We start from the raw sequence: 17,107 nt of genomic DNA on the forward strand, positions 1-17,107 counted from the left end.
ATGACGATAATGACGATAATGACGACGACGATCACGGTGATGCGGGGGATGTCACCAATGACAATGATTGTTGACATGCAATGCCCCACCATCATGCCCGTGACAGGATCGGTGCCACACCATCGGGAAGTCTGATAGGGTTGCTAACGCGCCAGACTCGCGTATCATAGCGTTAACTGGAATTCAGATGATGTGGAGCATTCGCTATGTCCTGGCAAGCAGCCCTCGCCCGCCATTACCACATTCACGGTACACTGTCACCACTGCCGGGTGAATATGATCTCAATTTTCTCGTCACAACCCATAACAACGAGCGCTACGTGCTCAAAATCATGCGTTCAGATTGCGATCCGGCTTTGGTTGAGCTTCAATGTGCTGCGCTTGAACATCTTCGCGCGACTGCATCGGATCTACCAGTACCGCGATTGGTGCGCACTGTGAGCGGCGAACCATTCGTGTCCGTTGATGATCGGCTTGTCTGGCTGATCACGGCGTTGCCAGGCGAGCATTATGCCACGTTTCGCCCTCACCTGACCGCTTTGCGCACTGAGCTAGGGCGCCGGGCCGCGCAGCTCGATCAGGCTCTGGCTGACTTTTTCCACCCGGCACTCGGCCGTCCATTCAAGTGGAATCTGTTGCAGGCTGAGTGGGCAATAACCGCTGCCGCAACCATCACCGACCCTGATCGTCGCGCGATTGTCGATGCAGCTCTGCGCGAATATGTTCAGATCAAGCCGGTTTTACTCTCACTGCCGCGCACTGCAGTTCACAATGACCTCAACGACTACAATCTGCTGGTGACGGCGACGGCACGCGGCGAATGCTTCCTCAGTGGCATCCTCGACTTTGGCGATCTTTGCGCTGCGCCGCGCATTTGTGAGTTGGCGATTGCGGCTGCTTATGCCATACTCGACCAGCCTGATCCGTTGCGCGCGCTGACCGAGATCGTTGCCGGTTATCACGCCGTCTGGCCGCTCACTCCAACCGAGATCGAACTGATCTGGCCATTGGTGCGTGCCCGACTGTCAGTGAGTGTGATCAATGCGGCGCTGATGCAGCGCGACCGGCCTGAAGATCCGTATGTCACGATTTCGACCGGGCCTGCCTGGCGCTTGCTGACCGCTACAGCGGCGTTTGATGCCACCATCGTAGCCTGCCGGCTGCGGGTTGCTTGTGAAATGTCTGTCAGCGATGCCGCAGCGCGCGTGATGGCCTGGATTGACGAACAGCGGGGACGTTTTGCGTCAGTGCTGGGTTGTGATTTGAGCGACGCACCGGTGGTGAGTCTGGCTGCCGGTGAAATGCCGTTGCCGCAAGATCCCTTTGCGCTTGCGGTGAGCGAAGCTGGAACGCTGGTTGCCTCAACCGGCCAGAGTGTGAGTGTCGGTCGCTACGGCGAACCACGCCTGATCTACACGGCGCCGACATTCTTTGCCGGATCGCATCCACTTGCCGAACGCCGCACTGTTCATCTCGGCGTTGATCTCTTTGCCGCGCCAGGTACGCCAATCTATGCTCCTTTGGCGGGAGTGGTGGTTGTTATCGAACGTCTGCCGGATCCGCTCGATTATGGCTGGCTGGTCGTGCTGGAGCACCAGACTCCGGCGGGAGACCGGTTCTGTACCCTCTACGGTCATCTTGATTCGATCTGTCTCAATTCTCTTTCACCCGGCCAATCGCTGGCTGCCGGGCAACTCTTTGCTGCGCTGGGCGATGTACCGAACAATGGTGGCTGGCAGCCACATCTCCATTTTCAACTCATTCTCGATCGGCGCGCCATAGAACCACACTGGTTTGGCGTTGCCCAGCCTGAAGAGTGGGCGTGGTGGAGCGCAATCTGTCCCAATCCGGCGGCGCTGCTTAATCTGCCAGATGATCGGGTTGCGTACCGTCCGCTTGATAGCGCTGCGTTACTCAGTGAGCGCCGCCGCTATTTTGCCGGTAATTTGCGGCTGAGTTATCGCGATCCGTGTACGCTCTTGCGCGGCTGGCGGCATTACCTGTTCGATGAATACGGTCGCGCCTATCTCGATGCCTACAATAATGTCCCGCATGTTGGTCATTCCCATCCACGCATTCAGGCCGTGTCGGCGCGCCAGTTGCGTATGCTTAACACCAATACGCGCTATCTGCATCCGGCCCAGATCGCCTTTGCCCGTGAGCTGTTGTCGAAGCTACCGTCTTCGTTTGAGGTGTGTTTTTTCGTCAACTCCGGTTCCGAAGCCAATGAGCTGGCCCTGCGATTGGCGCGCGCCGCGACGGGTGGACGTGATATGATTACCATCGACCACGGTTACCACGGCCATACCACCGGCGCGATTGACATTTCGGCATATAAATTCAACCATCCTGCCGGTAGCGGCAAACCGAATTGGGTTGAAGTGGTGATGGCGCCTGATCCTTATCGCGGCCCGTATGGTGCTGACGGTGAGCGTTATGCAGCCGAAGTCGATAGTGCGCTCGAACGGATTGCTGCGCGCGGCGGTAAACTGGCCGGTTTCATCGCCGAGACCTTCCCAAGTGTTGCCGGTCAGATCCTGCCGCCACCCGGCTATCTGGCCGCAGTCTATCGTCGCATCCGTGCTGCCGGCGGCGTCTGCATCGCCGACGAGGTGCAAACCGGTTTGGGTCGGTTGGGCACCCACTACTGGGCTTTCGAAACGCAGGAGGTTGTGCCTGATATTGTCGTGCTAGGGAAGCCACTCGGCAATGGCCATCCGATTGGCGCTGTCGTGACAACGGCAGCGATTGCTCAGGCGTTTGACAACGGGATCGAATTTTTCTCGACCTTCGGCGGCAGTACCCTTTCGTGTATCGTTGGCCGCGAAGTGTTGCGGATTATCGATGATGAAGGATTGATGAACAATGCTGCTGTTATCGGCAACGAGCTGCTATCCGGACTGCGCGAATTGCAAGGCCGGCACGCTATCATTGGTGATGTGCGTGGAATGGGGTTGTTCATCGGCGTAGAACTGGTCACCAACCGCGCTACGCGCGCGCCAGCCACTGCTGCGGCCAGTTATCTCAAAGAGCGCCTGCGCGCTGAACGGGTGCTGATCGGTACGGAAGGCCCCGCCGACAATGTGCTGAAGATCCGTCCGCCTCTCACATTTGATCGCGCGGCGGTAACGCTATTGTTAGAGCGGTTTGACGCGATCCTCAACGAGAGTTTTATCGCGCGCCAGGTGGAAGATGCGCATTGATTGACCATTCCCGATGTTGTTTTGCCTGGCCGGTCGCGCGACACATTGTTCGGCAACACCATCAGAACGGTGAAGCGTTTGGTCACGCCGACCGGCTTGAATGATGATCACCACTGAGCACGAACGCTGATCACTCGTTGGAGAGACCCATCTCGCGCCGATACCGCTCGCGCACCGTGTCAAGGCTGATCAGACAGCCATCTTCTTCGATATACCAGTGCTCCCAGCCATTGCATGGCGCGCCGTTCATGTAATAGCTACCGGCTTGATGAATGCTCCCTTCAAACCCATCGGCAGTGCGCAGGCGCGCATCGGGTTTGATGGTGGCAAACCGGCCCGGCTCTTTGTTGAGATAGAGCCGTTGCCCAGGGCGGAGATAGCCGGTTTCGACCAGGGTAGCGAACGCAACCCGCGGGGCTAATCTGGCTTTGTCTGATACGTCAAATACCGCGGGATCAAATGGCTCTACCGGTGTTGCGTCAATCCGTCGCTGCGCAACGGTAATGTACGCGCGCTCTTGTTCGATACCGATCCAGTGACGGTGGAGCCGTTTCGCGACCACGCCGGTTGTGCCGCTGCCAAAGAACGGGTCGAGCACAACATCACCCGGATTGCTGGAAGAGAGAATGACTCGGTACAGCAACGCTTCCGGCTTTTGGGTCGAGTGCGCTTTGCGGCCCTGCTCGTCGCGCGCGCGCTCGGCGCCGGTTGCCAGCGGCAGGATCCACCAGTCAGAGCGCATCTGTTTCTCGTCGTTGAACCCCTTCATCGCATGATGATGAAACGTATAGCGGGCATGTTTGCCGCTGCTGGCCCAGATCAGGGTCTCGTGGGCATTGGCGAACCGCACGCCACGAAAATTCGGCATCGGATTAACCTTGATCCAGATCACATCGTTGAGGATCCAAAACCCCAGGTCTTGCATGATAGCGCCAACCCGAAAAATGTTGTGGTAGGTGCCAATCACCCAGATTGTGCCGGTTGGCTTCAGCACACGCTTGCAGGCGGCCAGCCAGCGACGAGTAAATTCGTCATACTCCTGAAGCGAAACGAACTGATCCCACGCATCATTCACGGCATCCACTTTCGTCATGTTGGGACGGTGCAGCTCGTTTTGCAATTGCAGGTTGTACGGTGGGTCGGCGAAAATCAGATCAACGGATGCTGTAGGTAGCTTGGCAAGCACCTCGATACAATCGCCTTCAAGAATCTGGTTCAGGGGCAGAGCCATCGTTTTCATACACTCCGGGTCAGCGTTTATTGCGAGTCGTTCAAGCGTATTGTTGCGTATCATAGCACTGATTGAACCTGTCGCATCAGTGTACCGAGACGCTGACTGCTTGCAGTCAGGATAGCGGCAGGTGTTCATCGTCGGTTGGCATCGTTGCCCAAACGCCGACAAGAGTGACATATCTCTATTGACGCAACAGTATCCCGTTCACTTCACCTGTCGCTGGCGCATACATCACCGATCCAGAATACAAACCTCGCGCCGGTAATCGAGCGTTACCCGCCGGAAGCAACTAAGCAATCGGTTGCCGGCATTAGCGCGTCCACGCCGACTCAGATCGCCGTGGTTTGTGACCGGGACATCAACTTCAACCTCTGGCAGGCAAAATGGCCCGATCTGGAGATCAACGGTGATTCCCCGCGCCACCGGCGCGGCAGCGGCGAATCCGTGACCGGTATCAGCCTGCACGTGACCGAGATGAACCCCGATCCGGGTGGCAAGATCGGGACTCAGCGTGAGCGCGCCGTTTGAACCGGTGTCAATGGTGAGCAGGAGTTCGATAGGTTGTGGCGCAGTAAGATGTGCCGTGATGGCCGGAAAATGTTCGAAGAAGCGCAAGGGGAGAGTTGCGCCAGACGGGCCAGGCGGCGGTGGCATGAGGTCTGAGTGGCAGAGTCGAATGGTATGGTTGACGTAATCAATGGTCAGATTAAGCTGATGCAACACATTGTAACCCAGCACGATGTCAACGGGAAAGGGAGCGTGGGACAGATCGATTGCCATCAGATAGAGGTTGCGCAAGGTCAGGTCGCCGAGGCGTAGCCACGGTAGCACTGTTTCGGTGAAGGGAACCGTGTCAGACGCCGCGTCAGAGCCAAGGGCGAACTCGCCGAGACGCAGGTCGAGCCGGCGAGCCAGCGAGAGATCGATGGCCGAGGGGTCGGTACCGGTATCGATCAAAACGATGAGTGGACGACCGCCGGGGCCGGCTGCCCGGCAACGCGCGACGAGCGGTTGCCAGATCAGTTCTACTTCGGCCATGCCACTGGCCGGAAATTCGAGCCGGGTCTGATCGTCAAGCATACTGCTCCGTGGCCGCATCATTGGGGCGGGAAGCCGTTCGATAGAGCGCGAGGGCGCGCGCGCGTTGGGTCGCATGATCGACAATCGGTGTCGGATAGTCGCGTCCAATCTGCACGCCGGCCCGGATCTGTTCGGCGCCTGGCATAGTGTGTGGCGCGTGGATGTAGCGCGTCGGCACGCGGGCCAGTTCGGGCAGGTAGCGGCGAACATACACGCCATCGGGATCGAATTTTTGACCCTGACTGACCGGATTGAAAATGCGGAAGTACGGTTGGGCATCGGTGCCGGTGCCGGCTGCCCATTGCCAGCCGCCGTTGTTTGCCGCCGGGTCGCCATCGATCAGCCAGCGCATGAAGTGTCGTTCACCCCAGCGCCAATCGATCAGCAAGTCTTTGGTCAGGAAGGAAGCGACGATCATGCGGGCGCGGTTGTGCATCCAGCCCTCTTGTTGCAACTGGCGCATTGCCGCATCAACAATCGGGTAACCGGTCTGACCGGTTTGCCATGCGGCAAAGAGTTCCGGATCGTTCGGCCAGGCAATCCGATCAAAGGCCGGTTTGAAGCTACCGCGCAGGGCGTGAGGGAAGTGGTATAGCACCTGCACGTAGAAATCGCGCCAGATCAACTCGCCGATCCAGCTCTCTGGACCGGGTCCGGGCGGCGCGGCCCGCGCCGCAGCCACACACTGACGGGGTGAGATGACGCCGAAGCGCAGGTAGGGCGAGAGGCGCGAGGTGCCAGGAACGGCGAGCAGGTCGCGCGCCGTTGCGTAGTCGGCTAACGGGCCACGAACGAATCGTTCGAGCGCATCGAGGGCAACGGTTTCGCCAGTAGGGAAACGGGGCAGGGTTACAGGCGCGTCAGGCAGCAGATCGGTCACCGCCGGTAACGGCTCACTGGCCGGCAAAGGGATGGCGACAAGCCGGGGCATTCCCTGCACATGCGCGGGATCACTCGCAAAGCGGGCGCGCCAGCGTTTGGCGTAGGGAGTATAGACCGTATAAGGCCGACCTTCAGCGGTCGCAATTTCATTCATCTCGAAGATCACCGCGTCTTTGCAGCTTTCGGCGCGATAACCGGCAGCGCGCAGTTCGCGTTTGATGACACTATCACGCTGGATGGCATAGGGCGTGTAATCGCGGTTCCACATCACTCCGCCGGCGCCGGTTTCGCGCAAGAGTCTGATCAAAGTCGGCAAGGGTTCTCCGCGCCGTAGCACAAGATATAAGCCGAGCGCGCGCAGTTCAGCGTCGAGCGCAGCCAGGCTGTCAAGTAAAAATTGGGTACGCGCTGGACTGGCGAAGCGCCCGCGGATGATGGCGTCGTCGAAGATAAAGACCGGTACAACTGCGCCGCCAGCGGCCTCAGCAGCCTTCAAGAGGGCAGTATTATCGCGCAAGCGCAGATCACGCCGAAACCAGTGAATGAGCATACAGCGTTCGATCGTAACGATAAAAGTCTCATTGCTCTCATTATACCCGGTTGGACTGACTCGATGATGAAGAATGACCAACATGCCGGCGCTGACGGCATGCAGGGCATCATCAGGCGGAGCAGGTATCCATTGCGCCGCGTTTACTTTCACCTACAGCGGCGTGGTATAATCAGCCTCAGATACGTACACCTGTGCGAAAGTTGGCGGAAAGGAAGGGCATGAGCGCCGAGCGGCTGGTCAATCCCCATTCAGATAGCGACGACCAACAGGTAGAGAAGAGCCTGCGTCCGCGCACGCTCAGCGAGTTTATCGGTCAGGAGAAGGTCGTCGAGCAATTGCGGATTGCGATTGCCGCCGCTCGTGGCCGCAACGAATCGCTTGACCATACCCTCTTCTACGGGCCGCCAGGGTTAGGCAAGACCTCGCTCGCCAACGTTGTTGCCAATGAGATGGGGGCCAAAATCAAGATCACGAGCGGGCCGGCAATCGAGCGCGCCGGTGATCTGGCCGCCATCCTGACCAGCTTGCAGGCCAACGATGTGCTATTCATCGACGAGGTTCATCGCCTCAATCGGGCCGTGGAAGAGGTGCTTTACCCGGCGATGGAAGACTTTGCCCTCGACCTGGTGGTGGGAAAAGGGCCAGGCGCGCGCAGTTTGCGGCTGAGTTTGCCCCGCTTTACCGTCATCGGCGCAACGACTCGGCTGGCGCTGTTGACTTCGCCGTTGCGTGATCGATTTGTGTCGGTGCATCGGTTAGTCTTTTATTCAGATGCGGCGATGACCGAAATTGTCAGCCGGTCAGCGCGCATTCTGGGAGTGCCGATCAGCCCGGAAGGCGCGCGCGAAATCGGGCGACGCGCGCGTGGCACACCTCGGATCGCCAACCGGATTCTGCGTCGTGTGCGTGATTATGCTCAGGTAGTGGCCGATGGCACAATCACCCTCGATGTAGCGCGATCGGCGCTGGCTCAGCTTGAAATTGATGAGCTGGGATTGGATGAAAATGACCGCCGGTTGCTCCGCGCAATCATCGAGCTGTTTAACGGCGGTCCGGTCGGCCTCAGCACATTAGCGGCGGCGCTGGCCGAAGAGGTCGATGCGATTGAGGACGTGTACGAACCGTTCTTGTTGCAGCTCGGTTTCTTGCAGCGCACCCCACGCGGGCGCATCGCCACGCGCCGCGCCTACGAACATCTTGGGTTGCCTTTCCCTGAACGAGCGTTGCCTTCCGATGACGATAGCGGAGCGCAACAAGGAACGTTATTTTAGTATGACGATCCTCTCAATTGCGATCATCGCCCGTGATGAAGCGCGTCACATCGGCGGTTGTTTACGGAGCATTGCCGGTTTGAGTGACGATGTTGTGGTGATTGTCGATGTAGAGACTCGCGATGCTACGGCCACGATTGCCGCCGAACATGGCGCGCGCGTGTTGATCGAGCCATGGTATGGCTTCAGTGTCCAGCGTAACCGGGCATTGCAACACTGTCGCAACGAGTGGGTGCTCTTCATCGACGCCGATGAGCGATTGACTCCAGAATTGTTTAGCGAGATTGCAACGCTGATGTATTATGGCCCGCCTGCCACTATTGCCGGTTATCGGATCCCGCGTTACAACCTCTTCTTTGGTCGGCGTCTGCGCGGCGGTGGCTGGTATCCCGACTTCCAGTTGCGTTTGTTGCGACGCGATGCAGCCAGCTACGATGAGGGGGTGGCCGTTCACGAAGTGGCGACAGTCCAGGGAGCAATTGGCGAGTTGCACGGTCATTTGCTTCATCTCAATATTGAGCGTCTTGATGAATTGTGGCAGAAACAGGCGCGATACGCGCTGGCTGAAGCAATAATGCTCTACCGTGCCGGACGACGGACACGGCTGCGCAATCTGATCGGCGCGCCGGCGCGTGAGTTCACTCGTCGCTACTTCCAGCTCGGCGGATGGCGAGATGGCTGGCTGGGTCTGTTTCTCTGCGCGACACTGGCCTGGCACGAAGTGGTGAAGTTCTGTATGCTGTGGGGGTTACGGCAAAAGTGAAGCGGTCGGCGCTGCCCGCTCAAATCAGCGCCAGGTAACAGCCGACAAGTTGCGCTATGCTGTCTCGCCCAATCGAGATAGAGCGCTATTGACTGATAGCAGGGAAAGATTATGGATCCGATTGCCGATGCACTCAGGCAGCGTCCGCTGCTCATTCTCGACGGGGCTATGGCAACCGAACTCGAACGGCGTGGGTGCGATCTGGCCGATCCGCTCTGGTCGGCCAGGGTCTTGATCGAGAACCCGGCGCTCATTCAGGCCGTGCATGCCGATTATTTCGCTGCTGGCGCTGATGTGGCGATTACAGCCAGTTACCAGGCAACCATCCCCGGTTTTCGCGCCCGTGGCCTGAGTGAGGCGCAGGCAATTGAACTATTGCAACGTTCGGTTGAGCTGGCTCGCGCTGCGCGCGATACCTTTTGGGCTGAGCCGGCCAACCGGGTGGGGCGGATTCGTCCGCTGGTGGCAGCCTCGATTGGCCCTTACGGCGCCTTTCTGCACGACGGTTCAGAATATCGTGGTAACTATGGGTTGTCGGCGGCAGACCTGATCGAATTTCATCGTCCGCGTATGGCGATATTGGCTGCCGCTGCGCCCGATCTCTTTGCCTGCGAAACAATTCCGTGTCTCGATGAGGCGCTGGCTCTGACAGAACTGTTGCCTGAATTTCCCCATCTGACAGCGTGGATCAGTTTTAGCGCCCGCGATGGCGGTCACACCTCCCAGGGTGAACCGATTGCAGATTGTGTGGCTGCAATCGCCGATCATCCTCAGGTGGCGGCAATCGGCATCAACTGTACCGCGCCGCGTTTCATTCCCGACCTGATCGGCGCTATTCGCTCAGTAACTACCAAACCGATTGTCGTCTACCCCAATTCTGGCGAGGCTTACGATCCGGTAGCTCAGTGCTGGATCGGCGTTGCCGAGATCGATAACTTTGCAGCCCAGGCTCGTCAGTGGTACGCTGCCGGGGCACGCTTGATTGGTGGCTGTTGCCGCACAACGCCCGATCATATTCGGGCGCTGGCCAGGTGGGCCGCCAGCGAGGTGCAGTATGGTTGAGGCATGGCCATTCGATCCCTTCACAATCCCTCCTGCGCAAGTGCTGCGCGTTGGTTCCTACCCATTGCACGGCGCGCCGGTATTTCACGTCGATCCCAACCATTATCACGCGGAGCTAAGCCTCAAACAGGCTCTGCTGAAAGCCGATCACACATACTATGTGCAGGCTTATCCTGAAAGTTTGCCGGCGCAGTGGGAACTGCTTGAGTGGGGGCTAAGCGAACTTGCGCGCGCCTATCCGCACTGGTTTAGCCTCTGGCGCAACGGTGATCATCTGCACTGGCAGAACCGTTTGCTGGGGCAGATAGAAACCATCCAGATTGGCGATATGCCTGATCTGTGGCCAATCGACTGGCTCGGTCGGCAGGTTCAGGAAGACCTGTTGCTGATGAGAGTGGATGAAGAAGCCGGCCATCCTCTGATCGCCGGACAGCTCTGCTTCCCCAACCGCTGGTGCATCGGCGATAAAATGGGTTTACCGCTGGCAGCGATTCACGGGCCGGTGCCCGGATTTAGCGAGCAGTTGGCCGTTGCGACCGCGCGACTGGTTGCCCGTCTGCAACCGCAGCGCCCGGTCTGGCGACGCAACTGGTCGCTGGCTGTGTTACCCGATCTCGATCTCTCGCCGCGGTTAGGAATGCTTAACCGGGAAAAAGCCGCCGTTACTGCGGATAATGCTGGTGAGCGCATCTTTTACCGGGTCGAGCGGCAAACACTGGTGCGCTTTACCCGCCATCCTGCCGTATTGTTCACCGTGCGCACCTATGTCACGCCACTGGGCACATTGGCCGCCGATCCGCACTGGGCAGCAGCGTTTGCCAGTCTGTTGCGCAATGTCGAGCCTGCAATTCTGGAATACAAAGGTATTAAACCGTATCTGCAACCGTTATTGACATATCTGGATTGGCAGGCAATGAGGGGGAGTATGTACAATTGAGTTTCCTGCCTCGTTGGAGGTTGAACCATTCGGTCAGGTGAAGGTATGCTATCATAGGTCGCAGACGAGATCAGACGGAGGAAGCGGGTAATGACTGATGATCGTGAACGGCGCGCGACCGGAGCCGAATCCCAGTCTGGTAGCATGCCGCGCCAGCGTGAAGCACCACGAACCGAACGACTGGAGGCAACGTCAGCCAGCTCATCCTGGCGACCGCGACAGATGCGCGCTACCGGCGCTGGTTCTCCGGGTATGAATACAATCCGGCAAACGTTACCGCGCTGGCTTCAGCAGCGTGGAATGCTCTTCGTTATCCCTATCATCGTTCTGATTACGATAATTGCTTTCCTCACGATTGCCGCTTTGCGCGGTGATCGCCGGGAAGCGACGCTCGGCGCGCCCGAGCCAACAGCCCTTGTTCAACCGACAGCCGGTTCAGGGCTGGTTCCTGGCACTGAAGATACGGTGGCTACACCAGAGCCGACTCCAGTTCCAACTCCGCGCGTGTTTGTCGTGGTCAATACCGGCGGACAAGGCCTCTTCCTGCGACCGCAGCCAAACCGGAACAATGATCCGCTTGCAACCCTCCCTGATGGTACCCGGCTTGTACAGATTGGCGACGACGTGCCCGGCGGTGATTATGTGTGGCGACCAGTGCGCACTCCCGATGGATTAGAGGGGTATGTAGCGGTAGATTTTCTGGCGCCGGCAGAGTAGCAATTGCGTTGGGAAGTGTCTGACGCACAAAGAAGCGGTGGTAAGTAATCAGTTCAGCGCGCAAACACCCCGATTGAGTCCGGCAACCGCTTCGTGAGAAAGTAGGGGCGGGTTTTAAACCCGCCCCTACTCAGCGATCTCCCTGCTCGCGGGCAGCAACCAGATCAGGCGCAGCAATCGACAAGAAGAGATCGACCAGATTGGGGTCGAAATGTTTGCCGGCCTGCTCGCGGATGTACCGATAAGCTTGCTCGCGTGACCAGGCTTTGCGGTAGGGGCGATCGTTAGTCAACGCATCCCACACGTCAACCAGAGCGAAAATGCGCGCCGCCAGCGGGATCTGTTCGCCGCGGAGACCGCGGGGATAGCCGGTGCCATCCCATTTTTCGTGATGACAATAGGGAATATCCAGCGCCGGACGCAAATAGGCAATCGGCGAGAGCAATTCGTAAGCATAGGTCGTATGGCGACGCATAATCTCCCACTCTTCGGCGGTAAGTGGGCTGGGTTTGTGGAGGATTGAGTCTGGTACTCCGATCTTGCCAATGTCGTGCAACATCGCGCCACGCCACATATTGATTTGTTCTTCGGGTGGAATATTGAGCGCCTGGGCAACCGCAATCGTCAGATGGGCCACCCGTTGCGAATGTCCCTCCGTCTCGCGATCGCGCAAATCGAGCGCGCGCGACCAGCCGATCAACGTCTGGTCATACGCTTCAGCAATCGCTTTCGCCATCTGTTGGGCTTGTTCGGTCAGCTTACGCTCTTGTTCGGCGGCGCGCTCACGTTCTTCGATCAAGCGTCGGTAGCGATTGATACGCTGCATCGTGCGCACCCGCAGGCGCAATTCACTCTGCTCAACCGGCTTAGAGAGAAACTCATCAGCGCCAGCCCGAACGCCTTCCAGTCGCGACTCGCGATCATCGAGTGCCGTAATCATGATGATAGGCACTTCGGCGGTTTTAGGGTCATCGCGCAACATGCGGCAAACGGAAAAGCCGTCAAGATCCGGCATCATCACGTCAAGCAAGATCAAATCAGGCAATTCTTGTTGGGCGGCAGCAATCCCCTCTATCCCTGAAGCAGCCGCGCGCACCAGACACTGTTCGCGTTTGAGAAGGTCGCTGAGAAATTCGCGAATATGTACATCATCGTCGATGACCAGCACACTGTAGGGATGATTCTGCATACCTGTCGCGTTTCAGATACTTGAAGTTGTCAATACAGCCTGTATTCTATCACGATACAATAGATTACGCCGACCAGAATGCTTGACCGATGTGCTGGTCGGCGCTATGATGCAAGTGGCGCTGTGCTACCACTTCAGGAACCAACTTTTTCGGGGTGGTGTGCGCAGACTCATGATCAGCGCTTATCGATTCAGGCAAAGCTCTCTTTTTAGAATACAGACTTGTAATTACCAAATCATTACAAATGCTGTATTGCTATAGCGTATCAGCGTTCCAGGCAAAGACCGATTTGCCGGCAGGTATGCGCTAGCTGTTGAGGTTTGTGATAGTCAGAGGCGCTGGGAATAATCTGCCAGCATGCTCAATGACCGCCAGCGCGATCTGGATGTTCCAGTTCTTCTGGGCGACAATACTGGCTTTTGAAGGAGCGATTTATGAACGCAGCCAGCGATGAGCATCGCCCCGCCATATTGATCGTCGATGATGATCCGAATGTGACCAGTTCACTGGCCCGATCATTGCGGGATCGCTTCACGGTCTTCACTGCCACCGATGCCGACACTGCGTTGCAATTATTGCAGCAACAACCGGTGGCAATTATCTTAACCGACCAGCGAATGCCGAAGATGTCTGGCGTAGAGCTACTGGCGTGCGCAAGGCAACTGCAACCGGACGCGCGCGGCTTCATCATTTCGGGTTATACCGATCCTGCCGCCTTGATCGAGGCACTCAATCTTGGCTCGGTGCAAGGCTTTATGAATAAGCCCTGGGATATTGCAGCGTTGCGGCGGAAACTCGAGCAGTTAGCGCAAGAGTATCAACTGGCAGTCAACGAACGACGCGCGGCGACTGAAGCGCAAACGCAGATGTCGATATTGCGTCAAATGCTCGATCAGTTGCAGAGTGGTGATCTGACCACGCTTGACCTGGTACAGTGGGAGGATGAAGCTGAAGCGCCGGCAGTCAGCGTGCCGGTCATGGGCGCGCAACTGGCCCAGAGCGCGCCGGAGATTTTCCATGATCTGGTTGCCGGCTATCGCAGCCTGCTCGAGTTGGCGGCTGAGCAGCGCGGCTTGCACGATCAGCGCTCGATGCCCGATCGGCTGCGGGTCTTCAGCGAGCGGCTTGGATCGCTCTGGGCTGGGCCGCGCGATCTGATCGAAATTCACACCACGGCGTTGCGCCAGCTCTGTCGCGGTCAAACGCCGCAACGCATTGCGGTTTACATCGAAGAAGGACGGCTGATTTTGCTGGAATTGATGGGGCATCTGGTCAATTTCTACCGGATCCGTCTGGCAGCTCAAAGCCATGAGTGAGATATTGCCGTCTGCCTTTATCCAGGCGCCGTATGTCGTATTCCTGCTCGATCCGACTGGAGAGATACTCGCAGGCAACGCTACGGCTGCTGCGCTGTTCAATCTTACCCCTGACGAATTGCGCGGTCGGCAGTTTGCCACACTGCTTGATCCCTTTAGTATCGCGAAGGCTCAGGTGATGATTGAGCAGACCTTGCGCGCTGGTGGCGTGCAGCATTGGGAACTCAATCATCGTCGGCCAGGCGCAGCGCCACTCTTGCTCGGCTATACCACATGGCCGATCCGCAATCAGCAAGGCACGGTAGTCGCTGTGGTCGCGCTCGGGCTCGATCTCGGCCCTTCTATCACGCTTGCCGCGCAACTGGCCGAGACCAATCAGCGACTCGAAGCGGCGCTCAAGCAGCTTGAACGCGCCCATGCCGAACTCAAAGCGGCGCAAGCGCAACTCGTGCAGTCGGAAAAGATGCGCTCGCTTGGTCAACTGGTAGCCGGTGTCGCGCATGAAATCAATACGCCGCTCGGTTATGTCGCCAATAATCTCGCGTTTCTGGCCGAACGGTTGCCTGCTTTGCGTCATAATCCCGGTGACGAGAGTGGTTGGCGCGATGTGAATGATGCTATTGCCGAAAGTCAGACCGGTATCGAACGTATTGCCGGCATCGTGCGCGCGCTGCGCGCGTTTGCCCGGCCTGATGAGCGTGATCGCGTGGCTGCCGACATCAACGAAGGGTTGGCCGGCACGGTGCGCATGGTGCGCGCCGTCAGTGGTCCCCGTATCGTGATTCGGGAGGAATATGGCGCTGTGCCGCCATTGCTTTGTCATCCCGGCGAGTTGAATCAGGTTTTTCTCAACCTGCTTATGAATGCGGTGCATGCCTGCAATGACGCCGGTACCGTAACGGTAAAGACGGCTAGTGATGAGAGTTCCATTACCGTAACAATCATCGATACAGGGCCAGGAATGGATGCGGAGGTGCTGGCGCGATTGGGTGAACCCTTTTTTACAATGTGGCCCGATGGCAGCGGCACTGGTCTAGGCTTAGCTATCTCGCGTGGAATTGTTGAGCGTCACGGTGGACAACTTATCTTTGACAGCAGTCCCGGTGTCGGCATGACAGTGACGGTGCGGTTACCATTGACTGGATGATCAGGCCAGAGACGCGGCGGTGTGCCGTGTCCCTGGCAGTAACGATACGCCGTTGTAACTCGTTGTTTACGCGGTAGCAACCTTTGCATGTACCAGTTGCTCGCTAAACTCCCACAACTGTTGCGCGAGGCGCATATCTTCGGCGCGGGCAGAGGTTTTGGCCGGCTTCTTGCGGGCAAAATAGACCCCACTCACCCCTTCTACCTCAGGTGACGATGCCAGATAAATCGAAGTCGCTGCGCCTTGCTCTGGAGTCAACATAAAAGGCCGTGCCAGCCGGAAGAAAAAGGCAAACATGCCCCGCGCATCGGCGGCAAAATTGGTTGCGACAGCTCCCGGATGCAGGCTATTAACAGTGACGCCAGTCCCCTTGAGACGACGGGCCAGTTCGTTGGTGAAGAGGATATTGCACAGCTTCGAGTCACTATATGCCTGCGCAATATTCGGTCGCTGCGGCGATGCAATCTGGGGGATGACGACATTACCGGCCACGTGCGCAAACGATGAGACGTTTACGATCCGGGCCGGCGCGCTGGCGATAATCCGTTCTAGCAGCAGATTGGTCAGCAAAAAGGGCGCCAGGTGGTTCACAGCGAAGGTGAGTTCATAACCATCAGCGCTGGCAATCGGCTCTGACACGAACAGCCCGGCATTATTGACCAGCACATCAATCCGCGGGCAGCGATCGAGCAGCTCGCTGGCGGCTCGCCGCACAGAAGCCAGTGAAGCGAAATCGGCCAGCACCAGTTCAGGCTGCGGCGCTCCCGGCGCTTCCTGAATGAGACGCTGACGCGCTGCTTCTCCCTTACTTTGCGAACGGCAGACCATTATCACCCGCGCCCCCATTTTGGCCAGCTCGCGCGCAGTGACGTACCCGATTCCCGAATTGGCGCCGGTAACGATTACGGTTTTGCCTTGCATCTCATGCTCCTTGTGAATACGCAAAGGTCTTTGCGGCGTAGCTATCACTGCCACAGGCAGCGTGGTCAGGTCACAACAATACCCCGGAGGAGGTTCCGGGGTATTGTCTGGAAAATATCACCTCTTGTACTATACCACAGGTAACGCTTATACAGGTGCCCGGTCAAACAAGCGCAAGCGATCGATTGTTGCCTGCTCTTCGGGCGGGCAATCGGTCGAAAACCAGGCATCGAGAATCTCGCGGGCCAGCTCTGGCGTTGTCAGGCGCAGACTCAGCGCCAGCACATTGGCGTCATTCCACTTGCGCGCTCCTGCCGCAGTCTGCGCATCGTGGCATAGGGCAGCCCGTATACCGGGAACTTTATTGGCTGCGATACTGACACCGGTGCCGGTATAGCAGCAGACAATACCCTGATCGGCCTGACCGGCGGCGACAGCTTCCCCAACTGCTCTCCCAACATCGGGCCATGGGTCGCTATTGCCGGCCAACGGCCCAAACAGAATCAACTCGTGCCCTCGTCGTTTGAGTTCGGCGATCAGGGCATCGGTCAGATAGTTCTTTTCATCGCTACCGACAGCAATACGCATATCGCCCCCTCCATTGTTCTGGAATCGCAGTACAGCCTCTGGTGTAAACCAGATTCTTGCCATTGATCCACTACCGAAACCACCGGGATCGCAAAGAGCCTATCGCTTATGGATTTTACCACAGAGGTCACAGAGGACGCAGAGCGCCTATCGCCTATCGGCTATTGACTATCGCGGCAACAACATATGGGCGCAGCATCGCTGCGCCCCTACCGCCTATCGGCTATGGGCTATTGGCTATTG

General features: G+C 57.9%; 14 protein-coding genes. 8 read left to right on the top strand and 6 right to left on the bottom strand.

Annotated features, from left to right (window positions below; translation table 11 throughout):
* Positions 1-206: 206 nt before the first annotated feature.
* Complete coding sequence (locus tag Q0650_RS07700) at positions 207-3,203, top strand: aminotransferase class III-fold pyridoxal phosphate-dependent enzyme (protein WP_298817554.1); 2,997 nt, start codon at positions 207-209, stop codon at positions 3,201-3,203.
* A gap of 130 nt (positions 3,204-3,333) precedes the next feature.
* Here Q0650_RS07700 and Q0650_RS07705 read toward each other — a convergent pair whose 3' ends face one another.
* The 3 genes from Q0650_RS07705 to Q0650_RS07715 all read right to left on the bottom strand — a co-directional run bounded on the left by Q0650_RS07705 (position 3,334) and on the right by Q0650_RS07715 (position 6,949).
* Positions 3,334-4,434 carry a site-specific DNA-methyltransferase gene (locus tag Q0650_RS07705; protein WP_367280803.1) on the bottom strand — a complete coding sequence of 367 codons (1,101 nt, stop codon included), beginning with the start codon at positions 4,432-4,434 and terminating at the stop codon, positions 3,334-3,336.
* A gap of 234 nt (positions 4,435-4,668) precedes the next feature.
* Positions 4,669-5,517, bottom strand: coding sequence for a retropepsin-like aspartic protease (locus Q0650_RS07710; protein ID WP_298817558.1), 849 nt, complete (start codon positions 5,515-5,517; stop codon positions 4,669-4,671).
* Positions 5,510-6,949, bottom strand: a complete 1,440-nt coding sequence (locus tag Q0650_RS07715; protein ID WP_367280804.1) for a deoxyribodipyrimidine photo-lyase — start codon at positions 6,947-6,949, stop codon at positions 5,510-5,512. The genes Q0650_RS07710 and Q0650_RS07715 overlap by 8 nt, the downstream gene beginning before the upstream one ends.
* Before the next feature lie 221 nt (positions 6,950-7,170).
* Between Q0650_RS07715 and ruvB the strand changes: the two genes are divergently transcribed.
* The 5 genes from ruvB (at position 7,171) to Q0650_RS07740 (ending at position 11,702) form a co-directional block, all read left to right on the top strand.
* A complete protein-coding gene (gene ruvB, locus Q0650_RS07720) occupies positions 7,171-8,223 on the top strand; it encodes a Holliday junction branch migration DNA helicase RuvB (protein ID WP_298817562.1) in 1,053 nt (350 codons plus the stop codon).
* A 1-nt stretch (position 8,224) separates the two neighbouring features.
* Entirely contained in the window at positions 8,225-8,986 is a 762-nt protein-coding gene (locus Q0650_RS07725) for a glycosyltransferase family 2 protein (protein ID WP_298817563.1), read from the top strand.
* Between the two features lie 111 nt (positions 8,987-9,097).
* Positions 9,098-10,048 carry a homocysteine S-methyltransferase gene (gene mmuM, locus Q0650_RS07730; protein ID WP_298817565.1) on the top strand — a complete coding sequence of 317 codons (951 nt, stop codon included), beginning with the start codon at positions 9,098-9,100 and terminating at the stop codon, positions 10,046-10,048.
* Positions 10,041-10,985, top strand: a complete 945-nt coding sequence (locus Q0650_RS07735) for a DUF3445 domain-containing protein (protein ID WP_298817567.1) — start codon at positions 10,041-10,043, stop codon at positions 10,983-10,985. The genes mmuM and Q0650_RS07735 overlap by 8 nt, the downstream gene beginning before the upstream one ends.
* Positions 10,986-11,075: 90 nt before the next feature.
* Positions 11,076-11,702, top strand: coding sequence for an SH3 domain-containing protein (locus Q0650_RS07740; protein WP_298817569.1), 627 nt, complete (start codon positions 11,076-11,078; stop codon positions 11,700-11,702).
* Between the two features lie 130 nt (positions 11,703-11,832).
* Here Q0650_RS07740 and Q0650_RS07745 read toward each other — a convergent pair whose 3' ends face one another.
* Positions 11,833-12,891 (bottom strand): HD-GYP domain-containing protein, encoded by a 1,059-nt coding sequence (locus tag Q0650_RS07745; protein WP_298817571.1) that lies wholly within the window; start codon positions 12,889-12,891, stop codon positions 11,833-11,835.
* Positions 12,892-13,326: 435 nt separating this feature from the next.
* On the opposite strand from Q0650_RS07745, the gene Q0650_RS07750 reads away from it, so the two are divergent.
* Positions 13,327-14,208, top strand: a complete 882-nt coding sequence (locus Q0650_RS07750; protein WP_298817573.1) for a response regulator — start codon at positions 13,327-13,329, stop codon at positions 14,206-14,208.
* Positions 14,201-15,355, top strand: coding sequence for a sensor histidine kinase (locus tag Q0650_RS07755; RefSeq protein ID WP_298817576.1), 1,155 nt, complete (start codon positions 14,201-14,203; stop codon positions 15,353-15,355). Before Q0650_RS07750 ends, Q0650_RS07755 begins: the two co-directional genes overlap by 8 nt.
* Before the next feature lie 66 nt (positions 15,356-15,421).
* Here the strand turns inward: Q0650_RS07755 and Q0650_RS07760 are convergent, their stop codons facing one another.
* Positions 15,422-16,276 carry an SDR family oxidoreductase gene (locus Q0650_RS07760; protein ID WP_298817579.1) on the bottom strand — a complete coding sequence of 285 codons (855 nt, stop codon included), beginning with the start codon at positions 16,274-16,276 and terminating at the stop codon, positions 15,422-15,424.
* A gap of 147 nt (positions 16,277-16,423) precedes the next feature.
* The gene (locus tag Q0650_RS07765; RefSeq protein WP_298817580.1) at positions 16,424-16,864 is read right to left on the bottom strand and encodes an RpiB/LacA/LacB family sugar-phosphate isomerase; all 441 of its coding nucleotides are present in this window, start codon (positions 16,862-16,864) and stop codon (positions 16,424-16,426) included.
* Positions 16,865-17,107: the final 243 nt, after the last annotated feature.

It is taken from the genome of uncultured Chloroflexus sp. (assembly GCF_937129525.1).
Taxonomy (GTDB): Bacteria; Chloroflexota; Chloroflexia; order Chloroflexales; family Chloroflexaceae; genus Chloroflexus.